The sequence below is a fragment of the Synechococcus elongatus PCC 6301 genome (genome assembly GCF_000010065.1).
GTDB lineage: Bacteria > Cyanobacteriota > Cyanobacteriia > Synechococcales > Synechococcaceae > Synechococcus > Synechococcus elongatus.
Genome location: NC_006576.1, coordinates 1,159,900 through 1,173,828, shown reverse-complemented (window position 1 = coordinate 1,173,828; position 13,929 = coordinate 1,159,900). Strand labels below are relative to the sequence as shown.

The 13,929-nt window shown below is 56.3% G+C and carries 18 protein-coding genes; 6 read left to right on the top strand and 12 right to left on the bottom strand.

The features are described from left to right. Positions 1 to 4: 4 nt before the first annotated feature. The 7 genes from SYC_RS05620 to SYC_RS05590 all read right to left on the bottom strand — a co-directional run bounded on the left by SYC_RS05620 (position 5) and on the right by SYC_RS05590 (position 4,696). A complete protein-coding gene (locus SYC_RS05620; RefSeq protein WP_011243371.1) occupies positions 5 to 1,114 on the bottom strand; it encodes an S-(hydroxymethyl)glutathione dehydrogenase/class III alcohol dehydrogenase in 1,110 nt (369 codons plus the stop codon). 139 nt (positions 1,115 to 1,253) lie between these two features. After that, positions 1,254 to 1,727: a GNAT family N-acetyltransferase gene (locus SYC_RS05615; RefSeq protein WP_011243370.1), complete on the bottom strand. Its 474-nt coding sequence runs from the start codon at positions 1,725 to 1,727 to the stop codon at positions 1,254 to 1,256. 96 nt (positions 1,728 to 1,823) lie between these two features. Beyond that, positions 1,824 to 2,261, bottom strand: coding sequence for a hypothetical protein (locus tag SYC_RS05610; RefSeq protein WP_011243369.1), 438 nt, complete (start codon positions 2,259 to 2,261; stop codon positions 1,824 to 1,826). A gap of 56 nt (positions 2,262 to 2,317) precedes the next feature. Continuing rightward, positions 2,318 to 2,905 (bottom strand): DUF924 family protein, encoded by a 588-nt coding sequence (locus SYC_RS05605; RefSeq protein WP_011243368.1) that lies wholly within the window; start codon positions 2,903 to 2,905, stop codon positions 2,318 to 2,320. Beyond that, positions 2,905 to 3,396: a low molecular weight protein-tyrosine-phosphatase gene (locus SYC_RS05600; RefSeq protein ID WP_011377586.1), complete on the bottom strand. Its 492-nt coding sequence runs from the start codon at positions 3,394 to 3,396 to the stop codon at positions 2,905 to 2,907. Before SYC_RS05600 ends, SYC_RS05605 begins: the two co-directional genes overlap by 1 nt. A gap of 90 nt (positions 3,397 to 3,486) precedes the next feature. Next, positions 3,487 to 3,828 (bottom strand): YbaB/EbfC family nucleoid-associated protein, encoded by a 342-nt coding sequence (locus tag SYC_RS05595; protein ID WP_011243366.1) that lies wholly within the window; start codon positions 3,826 to 3,828, stop codon positions 3,487 to 3,489. Between the two features lie 142 nt (positions 3,829 to 3,970). Beyond that, entirely contained in the window at positions 3,971 to 4,696 is a 726-nt protein-coding gene (locus tag SYC_RS05590) for a DUF4079 domain-containing protein (RefSeq protein ID WP_011243365.1), read from the bottom strand. A gap of 200 nt (positions 4,697 to 4,896) precedes the next feature. Here SYC_RS05590 and SYC_RS05585 point away from each other — a divergent pair, with 200 nt between their 5' ends. Further along, positions 4,897 to 7,035 carry a glycosyltransferase family 2 protein gene (locus SYC_RS05585; protein ID WP_234701807.1) on the top strand — a complete coding sequence of 713 codons (2,139 nt, stop codon included), beginning with the start codon at positions 4,897 to 4,899 and terminating at the stop codon, positions 7,033 to 7,035. On the opposite strand, the gene SYC_RS05580 is transcribed toward SYC_RS05585, so the two are convergent. From SYC_RS05580 to gpmI, 3 genes are read right to left on the bottom strand one after another with little or no spacing between them, the layout of a single operon-like run. After that, a complete protein-coding gene (locus tag SYC_RS05580; RefSeq protein ID WP_011243363.1) occupies positions 6,952 to 7,785 on the bottom strand; it encodes a matrixin family metalloprotease in 834 nt (277 codons plus the stop codon). The genes SYC_RS05585 and SYC_RS05580 overlap by 84 nt on opposite strands. Then, positions 7,754 to 7,993 carry a preprotein translocase subunit SecG gene (gene secG / locus SYC_RS05575; protein WP_011243362.1) on the bottom strand — a complete coding sequence of 80 codons (240 nt, stop codon included), beginning with the start codon at positions 7,991 to 7,993 and terminating at the stop codon, positions 7,754 to 7,756. Before secG ends, SYC_RS05580 begins: the two co-directional genes overlap by 32 nt. A 20-nt stretch (positions 7,994 to 8,013) precedes the next feature. After that, positions 8,014 to 9,612, bottom strand: coding sequence for a 2,3-bisphosphoglycerate-independent phosphoglycerate mutase (gpmI, locus tag SYC_RS05570; protein ID WP_011243361.1), 1,599 nt, complete (start codon positions 9,610 to 9,612; stop codon positions 8,014 to 8,016). A 546-nt stretch (positions 9,613 to 10,158) separates the two neighbouring features. On the opposite strand from gpmI, the gene SYC_RS05560 reads away from it, so the two are divergent. From SYC_RS05560 to SYC_RS05545, 4 genes are all read left to right on the top strand, one after another. Next, positions 10,159 to 10,692 carry a hypothetical protein gene (locus SYC_RS05560; protein WP_041676975.1) on the top strand — a complete coding sequence of 178 codons (534 nt, stop codon included), beginning with the start codon at positions 10,159 to 10,161 and terminating at the stop codon, positions 10,690 to 10,692. A 137-nt stretch (positions 10,693 to 10,829) separates the two neighbouring features. Next, positions 10,830 to 11,660: a carbohydrate ABC transporter permease gene (locus SYC_RS05555; RefSeq protein WP_011243359.1), complete on the top strand. Its 831-nt coding sequence runs from the start codon at positions 10,830 to 10,832 to the stop codon at positions 11,658 to 11,660. An 82-nt stretch (positions 11,661 to 11,742) separates the two neighbouring features. Beyond that, positions 11,743 to 11,967 carry an exodeoxyribonuclease VII small subunit gene (xseB, locus tag SYC_RS05550; RefSeq protein WP_011243358.1) on the top strand — a complete coding sequence of 75 codons (225 nt, stop codon included), beginning with the start codon at positions 11,743 to 11,745 and terminating at the stop codon, positions 11,965 to 11,967. Positions 11,968 to 12,044: 77 nt separating this feature from the next. Then, positions 12,045 to 13,151, top strand: a complete 1,107-nt coding sequence (locus tag SYC_RS05545; RefSeq protein WP_011243357.1) for an alkene reductase — start codon at positions 12,045 to 12,047, stop codon at positions 13,149 to 13,151. 93 nt (positions 13,152 to 13,244) lie between these two features. On the opposite strand, the gene SYC_RS13985 is transcribed toward SYC_RS05545, so the two are convergent. After that, positions 13,245 to 13,382 (bottom strand): hypothetical protein, encoded by a 138-nt coding sequence (locus SYC_RS13985; RefSeq protein ID WP_011377590.1) that lies wholly within the window; start codon positions 13,380 to 13,382, stop codon positions 13,245 to 13,247. Positions 13,383 to 13,397: 15 nt separating this feature from the next. Then, positions 13,398 to 13,502, bottom strand: coding sequence for a cytochrome b6-f complex subunit PetN (gene petN, locus SYC_RS05540; RefSeq protein ID WP_011243356.1), 105 nt, complete (start codon positions 13,500 to 13,502; stop codon positions 13,398 to 13,400). A gap of 118 nt (positions 13,503 to 13,620) precedes the next feature. Between petN and clpS the strand changes: the two genes are divergently transcribed. Further along, positions 13,621 to 13,911, top strand: coding sequence for an ATP-dependent Clp protease adapter ClpS (gene clpS, locus SYC_RS05535; protein ID WP_321167215.1), 291 nt, complete (start codon positions 13,621 to 13,623; stop codon positions 13,909 to 13,911). Positions 13,912 to 13,929: the final 18 nt, after the last annotated feature.

Below are 13,929 nucleotides of genomic sequence, written 5' to 3'. Positions count from 1 at the left end.
GCGATTAAAAGGTGATGACGGTGCGAATCACTTTGCCTGCGTGCATATCCTCGAAGGCTTCGTTAATTTCCTCGAGTGGGCGCGTCTCGGTGACGAACTCATCGACCTTGATTTGGCCGTTAAGATACTGCTCAACATAACCCGGCAGTTGGCTACGACCCTTAACGCCACCAAAAGCACTCCCGCGCCAAACCCGTCCAGTTACCAGTTGGAACGGTCGCGTTGAAATTTCTTGACCGGCTCCGGCCACACCGATGATCGTCGATTCGCCCCAGCCCTTGTGGCAGCTTTCCAGCGCAGCGCGCATCGTGTTGACATTGCCGATCGCTTCAAAGCTGTAATCGACGCCGCCATCGGTCAACTCAACAATTACTTCTTGGATCGGGCGATCGTAGTCCTTGGGATTGATGAAATCGGTCGCGCCTAACTGTTTGGCGAACTCCGCTTTATCGGGGTTGATATCGATCGCCAGAATCCGACTCGCTTTCGCTAGCACTGCCCCTTGAATGACGCTGAGGCCGACGCCGCCCAGACCAAAGACCGCAACAGTCGAACCCGGCTCGACTTTAGCGGTGTTCAGAACCGCACCGATGCCGGTGGTGATGCCGCAGCCCAGCAAACAGACCTTATCCAGTGCGGCGGCTGGATTGATTTTGGCGATCGCAATCTCCGGCAGCACGGTGTACTCCGAGAAGGTTGACGTGCCCATGAAGTGATAGATCGGCTGGCCGTTGAGACTAAAACGGCTGGTGCCGTCTGGCATTAGGCCTTTGCCTTGGGTAGCGCGAATCGCTTGGCAAAGATTGGTCTTGCCGGATTTACAGAACTTACATTCGCCGCATTCTGGCGTGTAGAGCGGAATAACGTGATCCCCAACGGCGACAGAAGTCACACCCTCACCGACTTCAACGACGATCCCTGCCCCTTCGTGGCCGAGAATACAGGGAAAAATTCCCTCGGGATCGGCGCCACTCAGAGTAAAGGCATCAGTGTGGCAAACACCCGTCGCCACCAGCTTGACCATGACTTCGCCGGCTTGTGGAGCCTGAACATCAACTTCCTCGATCGTCAGCGGTTGACCTGCAGCCCAAGCGATCGCAGCGCGTGATTTCATCCGTCCAGTTTCCAGCAAAAGCCATTACTACTATCGCCTGACCGCTTAGGATTCTGGCTGGCCTATCGCAGTGGTGCTGAATGAGAGTGAGTGTTCGCCCTGTCTAGGCTGCGAGTGCACTGCTAAAAAACGGCTGATCTCAAAGCGGACGCTTGCCATCTGACTCTAGGGAGAGGCCTAGCCAAAGGCGATCGCGGCATTGCAGGCCATTTTCAAAGATGGGAGTCGGATAAGTGCGGACAAAGTAGTCCGGCTCACAGGCTTCGAGGCTGAACCCTAGCTTCTGATAAAATGCCAAGGGATCGAGACTAGAGTTCCCTGTGGCGACAATCAGTCGTCGTCCTCCCTCAGCTTGTGCTCGCGCGATCGCTGCGACCATCAGTGCCTTACCAATCCCTTGGCCGCGATAGTCGGGTTCAACCGCCAGATTCATCACCTCAAAGACTTGTGGGGACTGCGCTTGCAGGACGATCACACCGATGACCGTCTGCTCGTTGAACATCCCGAGTACCGTCGAATCATGAATGTAGCGCTCGATTTGCTCTCGGCTAGGATCCGCCTCTAGTAATAACGGCCAAGGCCATTCACTGGCGGATAACTCACGGTATTGCATCAAAAGGGATCGACTTTCTTGCCACTGTCGGGCAAAGCGCGAGCTTCAGCGCTCATGAACAGTCAGTGAGCTACTGCCTCAGCGAAAACGAGATTGTCATAACAGATCGCCGTACTCCTGAAGCAGAGCGATCGCGTCAGCTAGCCGTTGTCGGGATTCGGCGCTGTCGTTGAGTTGCTGCTGTCCGATCGCCACAAGGACTTGAGCTTGGATTCGAGCTCGGCGAGCTTCTTGTTGTTCTCTTGCAGCATCTCGGTTTCGGCTTTCAGCGCGTCGATTTCGTCCAATTCGCTGGCCGTCCCATTCAAGAAGGACAAGAGCGATCGCCACCAAGGTCGCGATCCAGAAGCAGTTGTAGGCGGCGTCGAAGAGTTCGGCACGGCTGTCGGGGATGAAGGGGAGCGAGAGTCCGGTCCAAGGGAGGGTGATGTCTTGTGGCTCATAGCTACGAAAGATGACTCCGATGGCCAGTAAGAGAGTGAGGAGAACTCGCAGGGGCGGCAGCAAGCCCTCGCGCCGATCGCTATCAAGCATTGTGGCTAGATTTTAGTCGCTGTGGACATGGGTTGCTGGGACTAACACAGCTGAGATTAGAAGCGCGAGCCCGGCTGTTGTAGGAAAGCGAGTTCTTCTGGTGTGGAAGATCGCCCAAGAATCTCGTTTCGGTGAGGGAAGCGGCCAAACCGCGCAATGATCTCGTGGTGCTGATGGGCATAGGCGATCGCACCTGTATGGATCGGGTCATCCCCTAGCGCTTCAAACAAAGCAACCGCCCGATCTTGGTCAGCAAGATTTTCGCTGTGTTCCAAGGGCAGGTAGACAAACCAACGCTGCACTGGCAGCAGTTGCTGATCCCAGCCTTGGACTAGGCAGTGATTGGCGATCGCTAGAGCCAAGGGATCGGTGGCAAAGGCTTCGGGGCGATCGCGGAAACAGTTGCGCGGTACTTGATCGAACAACAGTAGCAATGCCAGTGCCTGCTGGGGCGTAGCGATCGCCTCCAGATCAACTCCCTTAGCGCAGACTTGCTCGTAAAGGCCCAAGAAGCGATCGCGCATCTCGGCATCAAATGTCTCTGACTTCTGGAACCACGGCGATCGCGGTAGACCATACTCCGGGTCAGTAGGCTTGCCAAACCAGAAATCGAGGAGAGATTGCGCATCAATAGAGGAAATCATTAGCGGTGAGTTTTAATCAGTCCCTCTTGTTGTAAGTGCTCAAGCAGTCCGCCACAGGCATCGAGCAGCAGATTGATCACATAACGAAATCCTTCGGGACCACCGTAGTAGGGATCGGGCACTTCGCGATCGCGAAACTCGCGGCAGAACTCGCACATGCGCCGCACCTTGTGGCGATACTCACCGGCGCGATCGAGGGCCACAATATCCTCGTAGTTTTCGTCGTCCATCGCCAGAATCAGGTCGAACTGCTCAAAATCCGTGCGATGAAACTGGCGGGCTTTGCCCTGCATGGTGATGCCTTGTTCGCGGGCAGCAGCCGTCATGCGGCGATCGGGTGGATTGCCGACGTGATAGCTGGCAGTCCCAGCAGAATCGCAGCGCACGGCGCGATCGAGTCCTGCTTCAGCGAGCAAGTGATTCATGATGTTTTCTGCCGAGGGCGAACGGCAGATGTTGCCCAGACAGACGAACAGTACTTTGACGGTCATTGCAAACTTCCTCTGCGATCGCAACCAACCTAAACAGCAAAAACGGGGAGACCTTACGATCGCCCCGCTATCTTTCACACTAATCAGCAATTAGAGGCCAGGAATACCCAAGCCAGCAGTCAACGCTTCCATTTTCTCTTTCATGGCAGCAGTAGATTTTTGGTAGGCATCCTTCATTGCTGCAGCCACGAGTTCAGACAGCACTTCTGCCCCTTCATTCAGGGCCTCGGGGGCAATTTCAGCACGTAGAGGCTCTTGGTTGCCACTGACCCAGACTTTGACCAAGCCACCCTGGGCTTGGCCTTCGATTTCCATGTTGTTGAGGTCTTCTTGAACCTGCTTGGCGCCTTCTTGCACTTGCTGCGCTTTTTTGAAGGCATCAGCAAGCTCTTTCATTTTGCCGAGGCTGAAGCCGAACCCTTTTCCCGCCATAGTGCGTGTTGATCTCCGAAATTGTGTTGGGCTGCCAAGACCCAACTTTACCATCGCTGTCAGGGGTGACTGTGGCTACCAGTCCCGTCGATAGCTGCGATCGCAGGGTGGTCAATTGCTCAACCATCCCAGGCGATCGGGCTCAGCTCGGGGGCTGTCCTGGGCAAGTCAGGTTCTGAAAATCACATTGGTAGATGGTGGGCTTCTGCCAGCTCAAGGGAATTTCGAGCAAATCGCGGGCTCCTGTCACTCCTTGGCCAAGGAAGAGAACCGCTGCCGCAATATTCAGGACAATATGCAAAATCCGCCAGCGCGGGAAGCGTTGAATTTCGGGGAGAGTTGCGAGGGCAAAGATCATCAACAGCACTAGGGCAATGCCGTAGTAATAGTGCGAGACCAACGCCTCGTAATCGCGCTTGAATACTTCGGACTGTTGTCCCAATGCCACCACACCAAAGCCGGTCAAGATCGCAAACAGAGCCCGAGGTAGCCGTAGCTCGCGAGGTGTTTTGGGGCGCAGCAAAAAGAGTGACGCGATCGCAGCCAGTGAGCCGATCCAGGCCAGAAGTAGGGTAATGAGTCGAGGTGTACCGCCGTCAAACCCAGTCGGGCCTGCCTCTACAAATTTCGAGAAAATTGGGTAGCCAATACCCAGCAGCGAGACAACAACAACGCCAGTGGTCAACCATCGGCCCGCTTGACTATGGTCTTGACCCACGCTGACGGGAATCTTGGATTTTTGGTCGGCTGGACTGAGGCGGCGTTGGCGAGTGAGCCAGGCCTGGCGTAGCACGACACCCAGAATCGGATAGATCACAACAACTGCGATCGCGGGGTGGAGCAAGGCCCACCAATCTAAAAGTTTCATGAGTCAATTCCCAGAGCATCACATGGGGCGGATGATAACGGCCCCGTCACGTTAATGTGGGCACATTAACGCCGAAAGATTAAGAGAAAATGACAAGGCCAATCAGCAGGCAACAATCCCTGCCCACTCTGGCCGCTCTTAGGCACTGGTTTTCCCACAATCGACAGCTCCCCACCTTCTTCACGCTAGGGGGACTGCTAGTGCTACTCAGCTTACAGATGGCTTGGGTGCTGGGCGAACCGCGCACTAATCAATTTTTTCAAACAATCGATCGCTGGCAACAACGGCCGCCGCTCTGGTTGCAAACGCCCATGGAAGGGCTCTGGGCCTGGAGTTGGCCCTGTCTGCTGCTGGTCTGCCTGTGGGTGATTACGCGGCTATGGACCCGACCCAGTTTTTGGCCTCGGATCGTAGTGGTTGGTATTCTGGCACTGCTGACGGTGCGCTATCTCCTCTGGCGATCGCTCTCAACCCTCAATGTCTCGACCCCGTTGAATGGCGGTTTGAGTCTGATTCTCTATGGCATGGAGCTGCTGTTGCTGGTCACGGGGCTGATTCAGTTGTTGCTGAGTGTGGCAGCCCGCGATCGCCAAGCCCAGGCGGATCAGTATGCAGTGGCGGTGCAACAGGGGCAGTACCAGCCCCACGTCGACATTTTGGTGCCGACCTACAACGAGCCCGTGGGTTTGCTACGACGGACGCTCGTCGGTTGCTTGACCTTGGATTACGCCGCCAAAACGGTGCATGTCCTCGATGACGGCGATCGCCCAGAAGTAGCGGCTCTAGCGCGGCAGTTGGGCTGTCGCTATCAAGCCCGTCGCGATCGCCAGGGGGCTAAGGCCGGGAATCTCAACTACGCCTTGCCCAATTGTCGAGGCGAACTGGTGGCGGTCTTTGATGCCGACTTTATTCCTCGGCAGTCCTTTCTGGCGCGGACGGTCGGGTTCTTCCAAGACGGCCGCATCGGACTGGTGCAAACGCCCCAAAGCTTCTACAACCCTGACCCGATCGCCTACAACCTCGACTTGGCTGAACAGATTCCGCCCGAGGATGAAATCTTTTATCGACATGTTCAACCGATGCGAGATGGCGTCGGCAGTGTTGTCTGCGTGGGCACCTCCTTTGTTGTGCGCCGCCAAGCTTTGGATGCGATCGGTGGTTTTGTGACCGAGTCGCTGTCCGAAGACTACTTCACTGGGATCCGCATTGCAGCAGCAGGCTACCAGCTGGTTTACCTCAACGAAAAACTGAGTCAGGGTTTGGCCCCGGAGAGTTTGGCTGCCTATGCCAAGCAACGCTTGCGTTGGGCGAGGGGGACGCTCCAAGCCTTCTTTATTCAGGCCAACCCTCTAACGGTTCCAGGGCTCAATCCGTTGCAGCGCCTCGGCCACTTGGAGGGGCTGTTGCACTGGTTCTCGAGCCTACCGCGCATCCTCTTTCTGGTGATGCCGTTGGGCTACGGCGTTGGCATCATGCCGCTACGGGCCACTGGGCCCGAGCTGCTCTATTTCTTGCTGCCGATCTACCTGGGGCACCTGACGGTCTTCAACTGGCTGAATCGGCGATCGCGATCGGCACTACTCTCCGAAATCTACTCCTTAGTGCTGGCTGTGCCACTGGCGATCACCAGTCTGCAAGCGCTGGTGCAGCCCTTCCGTTGCCAATTCGCCGTCACCCCCAAAGGACTCCGGCAGGATCGCTTCTTCTTCAACTGGGCGTTAGCTTGGCCGCTGCTGATTCTCTTTGCTGCCACCTGGCTCAGTCTGGCGCTGAACGTGCGGCAGTTGTGGGTGCTGAGTCAGCAGGCCGATCAGACCCAAATGCGAGGTCTGGCTCTTGGGCTGTGGTGGTCCGGCTACAACTTGGTGTTGCTGGCCGTGGCGTTGCTCGCGCTCTGGGATGCCCCTCGGGATGGTCGCGAAGCCATGATTGCTCGCCCCCTGGCTTTAGAACTACAAACTGATTCAGGACACGTGCTGACGCTACGGAGTCAAGCTCAAAGTGAAATGGTCATTCGTCTCGAAGGCAACTGGGTCCTCCCGGAAGGTTCTCTCACCCTGACGCGCTTGGGAGATCAAACGCTCTCGGTTCCAGTTCAGCACTGCGATCGCGATACCCAAGGCACTTGGTTGTGGTTAGCGCCGCAGCCCATCGATCAAAATCGCCTGATTAAAACAATCTACTGCTACGGAAGCGAAGACCATCGTCCAGAAAGTCCGGGCGAACGGCGATCGCTGCTTTTGATCCTGAAAACCCTACTGCGACCGCCCATCCTGCGATCGCGGCAGCGGCCAGCCCAGCTGGGTCGGTTGCTGGTAGAGGTGCCGCAGCGTTCCTAGGTCGCGGTCGGTCAGCTGAATATTGCGGCTTGACTGAGCGACGTACATCACATCCTCAGGTTGATCGCTATGACCCCAGAGGCCAAAAGCATGGCCCAACTCATGGCGAGCAGTAGAGACCAGCCCGGCAAAGCCCTGCGTGAGGCCGAGGTCAATTCGGTAGCGGGGTAAGGCGCGATCGCCTTCGCGGTAGAAGACTAAGCTGGTTTCAGCGGTGCGAGCCCGATCGAGCTGCCCGTCTGCATTGCGGCGGAGCGGTGGCGATCGCCGCCAAATGCTGATGTCTGCCTTTGCAGGATTACTGACGAGCTGGAGGTCAAAGTAGGGGCGCCAGTCTGCCACAGCTTGATTGACTGCCTGCTGCCACTGCTGTTGCCGTTGCTCCGCCGCTGTGTCGCCCACACTCGCAGGCTCAATGTAGATACAGAGCGGCGACACCGCCCAAACCAAGTATCCGTAGCGACTAGGAGCGATCGCCTCGAGATAGTGATTGCTGGACTGCGGCAAACCAGCCCAGTTGCCGGGCAAAGGATGTACTCGTTGGGCGATCGGCAATTCGGTGCTGTTCGACAAAACTTGCCGACTGCGATCAGCCTGACAGCGATCGCTCGGTGATGCTGAGTGACTAGCGATCGGAAGCGCCACGGCCAGCAAAGTTAGTAGAAGCGATAGGAGTAATCCCTGTCGCCATAGTCGCGATCGCTGAACCCGCACAGAACTAGCCAGCGGCGCGGTTGAGCCAGCCTGCACTGAGCACAATCGTCAGCGACAGAAAGAGGGTGAACAGCGTCCAGGTAACGCGATTGAGCGTGCTCTCAGCACTTTTGGCGCTCGTAAACAGTTGACCTTGACCGCCAATACCGCCCAAGCCGTCGCCCTTGGGGCTATGGAGCAACACCAGCACAACTAGGCCAGCCGCTGAGCCCATCCAGACGAATTGCAGGATATTTTGCAGCATGGGTCGAAAAACAGAAGTAACTAGACTCCTACTTTAACCGGCGTCCGCCCTTGCTTGACTTCGTAGGCGGCGGGTTCAATCATCGATCGCCCCGTCATTTCCACTGGCTGCGGTAGTCCTAGCAACTGCAGGATCGTCGGTGCAATATCTGAGAGTCGACCATCTTCCCGCAGGGGGATTTCGGTCCCAAAGCCGGGAAGCTTGCGTCGCTCGCCTTCGACCACAATGAACGGCACCAAATTCGTGGTGTGAGCAGTCCAAGGCTCACCGTTTTCATCCCACATGTATTCGGCGTTGCCATGGTCGGCAGTAATCAGAGCCGTGCCGCCGGCCCGATTGATCGCACTCACCAGTCTTCCTAAACAGCGATCGACGGTCTCAATGGCTTCTACCGTCGCGCCCATTTTGCCGGTGTGACCGACCATGTCGGGGTTGGCGTAGTTGATCACCACCAGCGAGTAGATCCCCTTGTCGATCGCGGCGATCGCGGCATCAGTCACCGCCTGCGCCGACATCTTGGGAGCGCGATCGTAGGTGGCTACCATGGGGCTGGGGATCAGTTCCCGATCTTCCCCAGGGAAAGGCTCCTCAATGCCGCCATTGAAGAAGTAGGTGACGTGCGGGTACTTCTCGGTCTCGGCCGTGCGGAACTGGCGCAGACCATGATTGGCGACCACCTCACCCAGAATATTGGTTAGGTTCTGGGGTTCAAACGCCACCGGCACATTGAGGTTGGCGTCGTACTGAGTGAAAGTGACAAACGTGAGTGGCTGGATCAGGTCGCGCTCAAACCCTTCGAACTCGGCTTCCACGAAAGCGTAAGTTAGCTGACGGGCACGATCGGGGCGGAAGTTGAAGAAGATCACGCCGTCCCCCGGAGCGATCGCACCTGGAGCAAGCCGCGTCGGCTCCACAAATTCATCAGAAACCCCTTTGGCGTAGGTTTCCTGTAAGACTTCTGTCGCTGTTTGGCCGCAGCCTTCGCCATCAATGGTCAGTAGCTCGTAGGCTTTGCGTACCCGATCCCAACGGCGATCGCGATCCATTGCAAAGTAGCGGCCGCAGATCGTGACAATTTGACCGACACCAGCAGTGGCGATCAGGCGTTCAATCTTGGTGATGCAGTTAACGCCTTCAGTGGGGTTGGTGTCGCGGCCATCGGTGATGGCATGGATATAGACATCTTGAATGCCTTGAGCGGCTGCTAGCTTCAATAGGCCCCCGAGGTGATCGAGGTGAGCATGCACCCCACCATCAGAGCAAAGACCGATCAGATGCAGCTTGCTGCCATGCTGACGAACGGCGCTACAAGCTTGGAGCAGGGCAGGATTCTCGAGGATGCTGCCATCTTCAACGGCGTCAGTGATGCGTACCAATTCCTGCGGCACAATCCGGCCGGCCCCAAGGTTGAGGTGTCCCACTTCCGAGTTGCCCATCTGGCCATCAGGCAAGCCGACATCCTTACCAGAGGTGTGAATCAGCGTACTGGGATACGCCTCCCAGAGTGCGTCCATAATCGGCGTCTCTGCCGTACGAATCGCGTTGCCTTCAGTAGCGTTGCGATATCCCCAACCATCCAAGATGACCAGGACAACAGGCGAAATGGAAGCATCCAACATAGCTAACCGTTAGACTCCGTTAGCAGCGACTGAGTCAGTCTCGGAATGATCCAAAGACTTTCAGCGTAAGCCAATAATAGCAGTACTACTTTGCACTTCTAAATAAAACCTAAAGAAAACTCGAGGGATCAGCAATGACACTGTCAGCCCTGCCCTAGTCAGCCAAGGCTGTACTTCTAGCTAATAGGATTCAAGAAATTTAATTGCATCTTCAGTAATTAAAATCTGAGAAATTAACCACTTTTGTCGCTGCCAATTTACTCGGATTCTCAAGATTCGCTGATAAAAACCCACGCTTAGAGCTGCTCAGATCAGACCTCGCGATCGCCCTCAACCCTGCCCCAAGCTGTAATTGCTCGATCCCCCAAATTGTATTGAGGCTTACCAAACATGGGGGATTGGGCTGTTCTTGCATGAGAAAAACATAAAGAATTATGAGTTTTCTGATGTGGGTGGACTCATTGCCCGGCTCATCCACAACTAGCTGAAAAGCTCCCCAGAGCGGAAAAGGTCGCGCTACGCTGTCGGCAACGTGAGACTGTGCCCATGCAGACTAAACCCCGCAGATTGGCGCCTCGGCCTGCTGCACCCGAGGCTCTGGCCGAGTTGGATGCTGCGATCGCCCAGCTCGAAGCCGAGGTTCAGAGCCTTCCTGCTGATCTGGCATCAGATATGCAGCAAGAGCTGGCTCAGCTCGATGGGCTAGCGGCTGAGATTGCAGCACAGGCTGGCGCGCTCACGGCTTCTCTGCAAACCTTTGCCGCCAAAGCCACTCAACTCAATCCGGTCTACCGTCGCTGGCGACAGCAGCAAGGAGCAGCCCTGCTACCACCCACTGCAATCGATGGGCAACGTCACCATGTCCGCTTACAGCGACAACGGCCAGCGCATCTTTGGGAAACCGCCAGCTGTGAAGTGCCGTCGATTGAGCAGCATGGGGGCTGTTATCGGTTGGTTAAACAGACGGTCGCTTTAGGCTGGACCCCACCAACCTTGGATCAACCGGTCGCAGCAGAATCGCTCCAATCTTGGTTAACTCGCAGTCGGCAGCGCGTCTTGAAGGATTTTTCAGGGCTGTAGATCGAGGCTGGCGTGCCTGTGATGGAAGAGCAGCATCGCTCAATAATGTTGGCTAAGCCCCTCGATCTTGCGAGAAGACTTCCCGCTGATCGCATCTTCGCCTAGGCTGAGAGCGATTCGGGTCAGGAAATACTGCTGTGCGTCTCTCTGCTGGATTCCGATCGCTTCTGCTCTACCTGCTGCTGGGGACGATCGCGGTGGCGATGTTGATCCCGCTCCTCTGGCTGGTCAGCACGGCTTTCAAGTCAGCTGGTGAGGATATTTTTCAGTTTCCGCCACAGTTTCTGCCCACCCAACCGACGCTCGATAATTTCCGCCGCGTCTGGACTGAGAATCCGCTGGGGCAATACTTCCTTAACAGCACCTGGGTGGCTCTGTTGACGGTGGGACTTAATCTGCTGTTTTGCTCCCTGGCCGCTTATCCCTTGGCGCGATTGGAATTTAAAGGGCGGCAAACTTTGTTTCTGCTGATTGTGGCAACCATCCTGATTCCCTTTCAGGTGGTGATGATTCCGCTCTACGTACTGATCATCAATCTTGGCCTGCGCAACACCTACCTTGGCTTGGTCTTCCCTTATTTGGCTTCGGCCTTTGGCATTTTTCTGTTGCGCCAAGCCTTTCAAGGAATCCCCAAAGACTTGGAAGAGGCCGCACGCATCGATGGCTGCAATGACTTGGGCGTCTGGTGGAATGTGATGATTCCGTCGGCGCGGCCTGCACTGATTACGCTGGCGATCTTCGTGTTCATCGGCTCTTGGAGTGACTTCCTCTGGCCGCTGATCATTTTGGATGAGCCCGATCGCTACACCTTGCCCTTGGGGATCGCGACCCTCGCCAGCGGCTTCTCCCTCGATTGGCGATTGGTAGCGGCGGGTTCAGTGTTGTCGATTTTGCCGGTCTTTGGCGTTTTCTTGGCGCTGCAGCGCTACATTGTGCCTTCGGCGGCTGCCAGTGGTGTGAAGGGATAACGCACGCCTGTCCAGCCTCACTGAGGAGCGATCGCCTCGCCCTTGCTCGCTACAGTTCAAATTAGTACTGCTGGATTGCGCAATGGCTAAAGCCAAACCTGCTTGGAGCTACGAAACCGCGATCGCGGAAGTTGAACAAATTGTCCAACAACTAGAAAGTGGTGAACTGCCCCTAGCCGAGGTAGTGGAGCAGTTTCAACAGGCTAGTCAACGGCTGCAGCAATGCGATCGCTTCCTGCGCGACAAGCAAGCCGAGTTAGATTTACTGATCGAATCGCTTGATGAGCCGCCAGTGCCACCCCAGTGATGATCTGAAACCCTGCAGACAGCGATCGCTCGAACAAAATTCCGTAGGATAGCGATCTTGATGAACTGCTGTGACCTATGTCCGAATCGCTCAAACTGCTGACGCCGGTGCAAGTCGGTCGCTACGAGTTGCGCAATCGCATTGTGATGGCGCCGCTGACCCGCAACCGTGCCACTGGGCCAGACAATATCCCCAACGACCTGAACGTTCTCTATTACCAGCAACGCGCTTCAGCAGGGCTGATTATCACGGAAGCCAGTCAGATTTCACCGCAAGGACAGGGCTACCCCCTCACCCCAGGCATCCACTCGCCTGAACAGGTTGAAGGGTGGAAACCGATTGTGCAGGCCGTCCACGATCGTGGCGGCTGCATCTTCTTGCAGCTTTGGCACGTCGGGCGGATTTCCCATCCATCGCTGCAGCCCGACGGCGCACTGCCCGTTGCTCCGAGTGCAATTCAGCCAGCAGGCATGGCTGCAACCTTCCAAGGAGAACAGCCCTTTGTGACGCCGCGCGCTTTGGAAACCGAGGAGATTGCGGGCGTTGTGGAAGACTATCGCCGTGCGGCTGAAAATGCTTTAGCGGCGGGCTTTGATGGTGTTGAGGTCCACGGGGCCAACGGCTATCTGATCGATCAGTTTTCGCAGGATGGCACCAGTCAGCGTAGCGATCGCTATGGTGGTTCCTTTGAAAACCGCAGCCGTTTCCTGCGCGAAGTCCTCGACGCCGTGATCAGTGTTTGGGGAAGCGATCGCGTTGGTCTACGCCTCTCCCCTTGGGGCCAGTTCAATGACATGCGCGACTCCGATCCCGTCGGTCTGTTCAGCTATGTCGCCCAGATGCTGAATCCTTACAATCTGGCTTACCTGCACTGGATTGAACCGCGTTGGGACAAGGCGGAGGAAAGTCCTGAATTCAACCAGATGGCAACGCCGGTGTTCCGATCGCTCTACAACGGTCCAGTGATTGCCGCCGGTGGTTACAGTCGCTCGACTGCTGAAGCCGCGATTGCCTCGGGAGCAGCAGATTTAGTCGCCTTTGGCCGACTCTACATCTCCAATCCCGACCTGGTGGAGCGTTTTGCCTTAGATGCGCCCCTTAATCCCTACGATCGCAACACCTTCTACGGTGGCGATGAGCACGGCTACACCGACTATCCCAGTTTGGAAGCAGCATCTGTCTAACCAACACCGGCATTAATTGCCTAGCAAAAAACCGCCATGGCAGAACGCTGTGGCGGTTTTTGGTCATTCAGTGCCGATGGATGGGCGCGATCGCTAGCGGGAGCTGCCTTCGCGAGCCCGACGACGCTTATCTCGCCAATCGACAGCGGTGAGATAGATGACACCAGCAGTAACCGCCACCATCAAACTGAGGGCGACCACTGCCAAGATGGACGGTAAAAATTCAGTCATAGCGATCGCGCTGACCTAGAAGCCAATGCTGCCGTCGCCATTCCGACCCCAGACCACCATTGCCAGCGAGAACGTGAAGACAGCCAGCAAAGCGGCCCAACCGAAGGTCAACAGTTCCATGAGTCCCCAACCTGATGAGAGCGTTCTTAGTATTCTAGGCGTCCCTCGCCCTTGTGTTAAAAAACGATCGAGAAACGATGCTTTTGTTTTGACCGTGTTGACCTGTTCTCTGCAAGCGATCGCCGCACCAGCTACTGCCCCGGGTACAACGACAACGCGGGTTCGCCAGCCCTATCCGCACTTCCGTGTGATCGTGCTCGATGATGACGTCAATACGTTTCAGCACGTGGCGGAATGCCTGCTGAAATACATTCCGGGCATGACCGGCGATCGCGCTTGGGATCTCACGAATCAGGTCCACTACGAAGGAGCCGCCACCGTTTGGAGCGGCCCCCAAGAGCAAGCGGAGCTCTATCACGAACAGTTGCGGCGTGAAGGCCTGACCATGGCACCGCTAGAAGCGGCTTGAACCGGACCGAGCGATCGC

Bases quoted from the DNA above. Each gene is read 5' to 3' on its own strand.
- SYC_RS05620 (WP_011243371.1), bottom strand. From the start codon at position 1,114: ATGAAATCACGCGCTGCGATCGCTTGGGCTGCAGGTCAACCGCTGACG.
- SYC_RS05615 (WP_011243370.1), bottom strand. From the start codon at position 1,727: ATGCAATACCGTGAGTTATCCGCCAGTGAATGGCCTTGGCCGTTATTA.
- SYC_RS05610 (WP_011243369.1), bottom strand. From the start codon at position 2,261: ATGCTTGATAGCGATCGGCGCGAGGGCTTGCTGCCGCCCCTGCGAGTT.
- SYC_RS05605 (WP_011243368.1), bottom strand. From the start codon at position 2,905: ATGATTTCCTCTATTGATGCGCAATCTCTCCTCGATTTCTGGTTTGGC.
- SYC_RS05600 (WP_011377586.1), bottom strand. From the start codon at position 3,396: ATGACCGTCAAAGTACTGTTCGTCTGTCTGGGCAACATCTGCCGTTCG.
- SYC_RS05595 (WP_011243366.1), bottom strand. From the start codon at position 3,828: ATGGCGGGAAAAGGGTTCGGCTTCAGCCTCGGCAAAATGAAAGAGCTT.
- SYC_RS05590 (WP_011243365.1), bottom strand. From the start codon at position 4,696: ATGAAACTTTTAGATTGGTGGGCCTTGCTCCACCCCGCGATCGCAGTT.
- secG (WP_011243362.1), bottom strand. From the start codon at position 7,993: ATGCTGCAAAATATCCTGCAATTCGTCTGGATGGGCTCAGCGGCTGGC.
- gpmI (WP_011243361.1), bottom strand. From the start codon at position 9,612: ATGTTGGATGCTTCCATTTCGCCTGTTGTCCTGGTCATCTTGGATGGT.
- SYC_RS05560 (WP_041676975.1), top strand. From the start codon at position 10,159: ATGCAGACTAAACCCCGCAGATTGGCGCCTCGGCCTGCTGCACCCGAG.
- xseB (WP_011243358.1), top strand. From the start codon at position 11,743: ATGGCTAAAGCCAAACCTGCTTGGAGCTACGAAACCGCGATCGCGGAA.
- SYC_RS05545 (WP_011243357.1), top strand. From the start codon at position 12,045: ATGTCCGAATCGCTCAAACTGCTGACGCCGGTGCAAGTCGGTCGCTAC.
- SYC_RS13985 (WP_011377590.1), bottom strand. From the start codon at position 13,382: ATGACTGAATTTTTACCGTCCATCTTGGCAGTGGTCGCCCTCAGTTTG.
- petN (WP_011243356.1), bottom strand. From the start codon at position 13,502: ATGGAACTGTTGACCTTCGGTTGGGCCGCTTTGCTGGCTGTCTTCACG.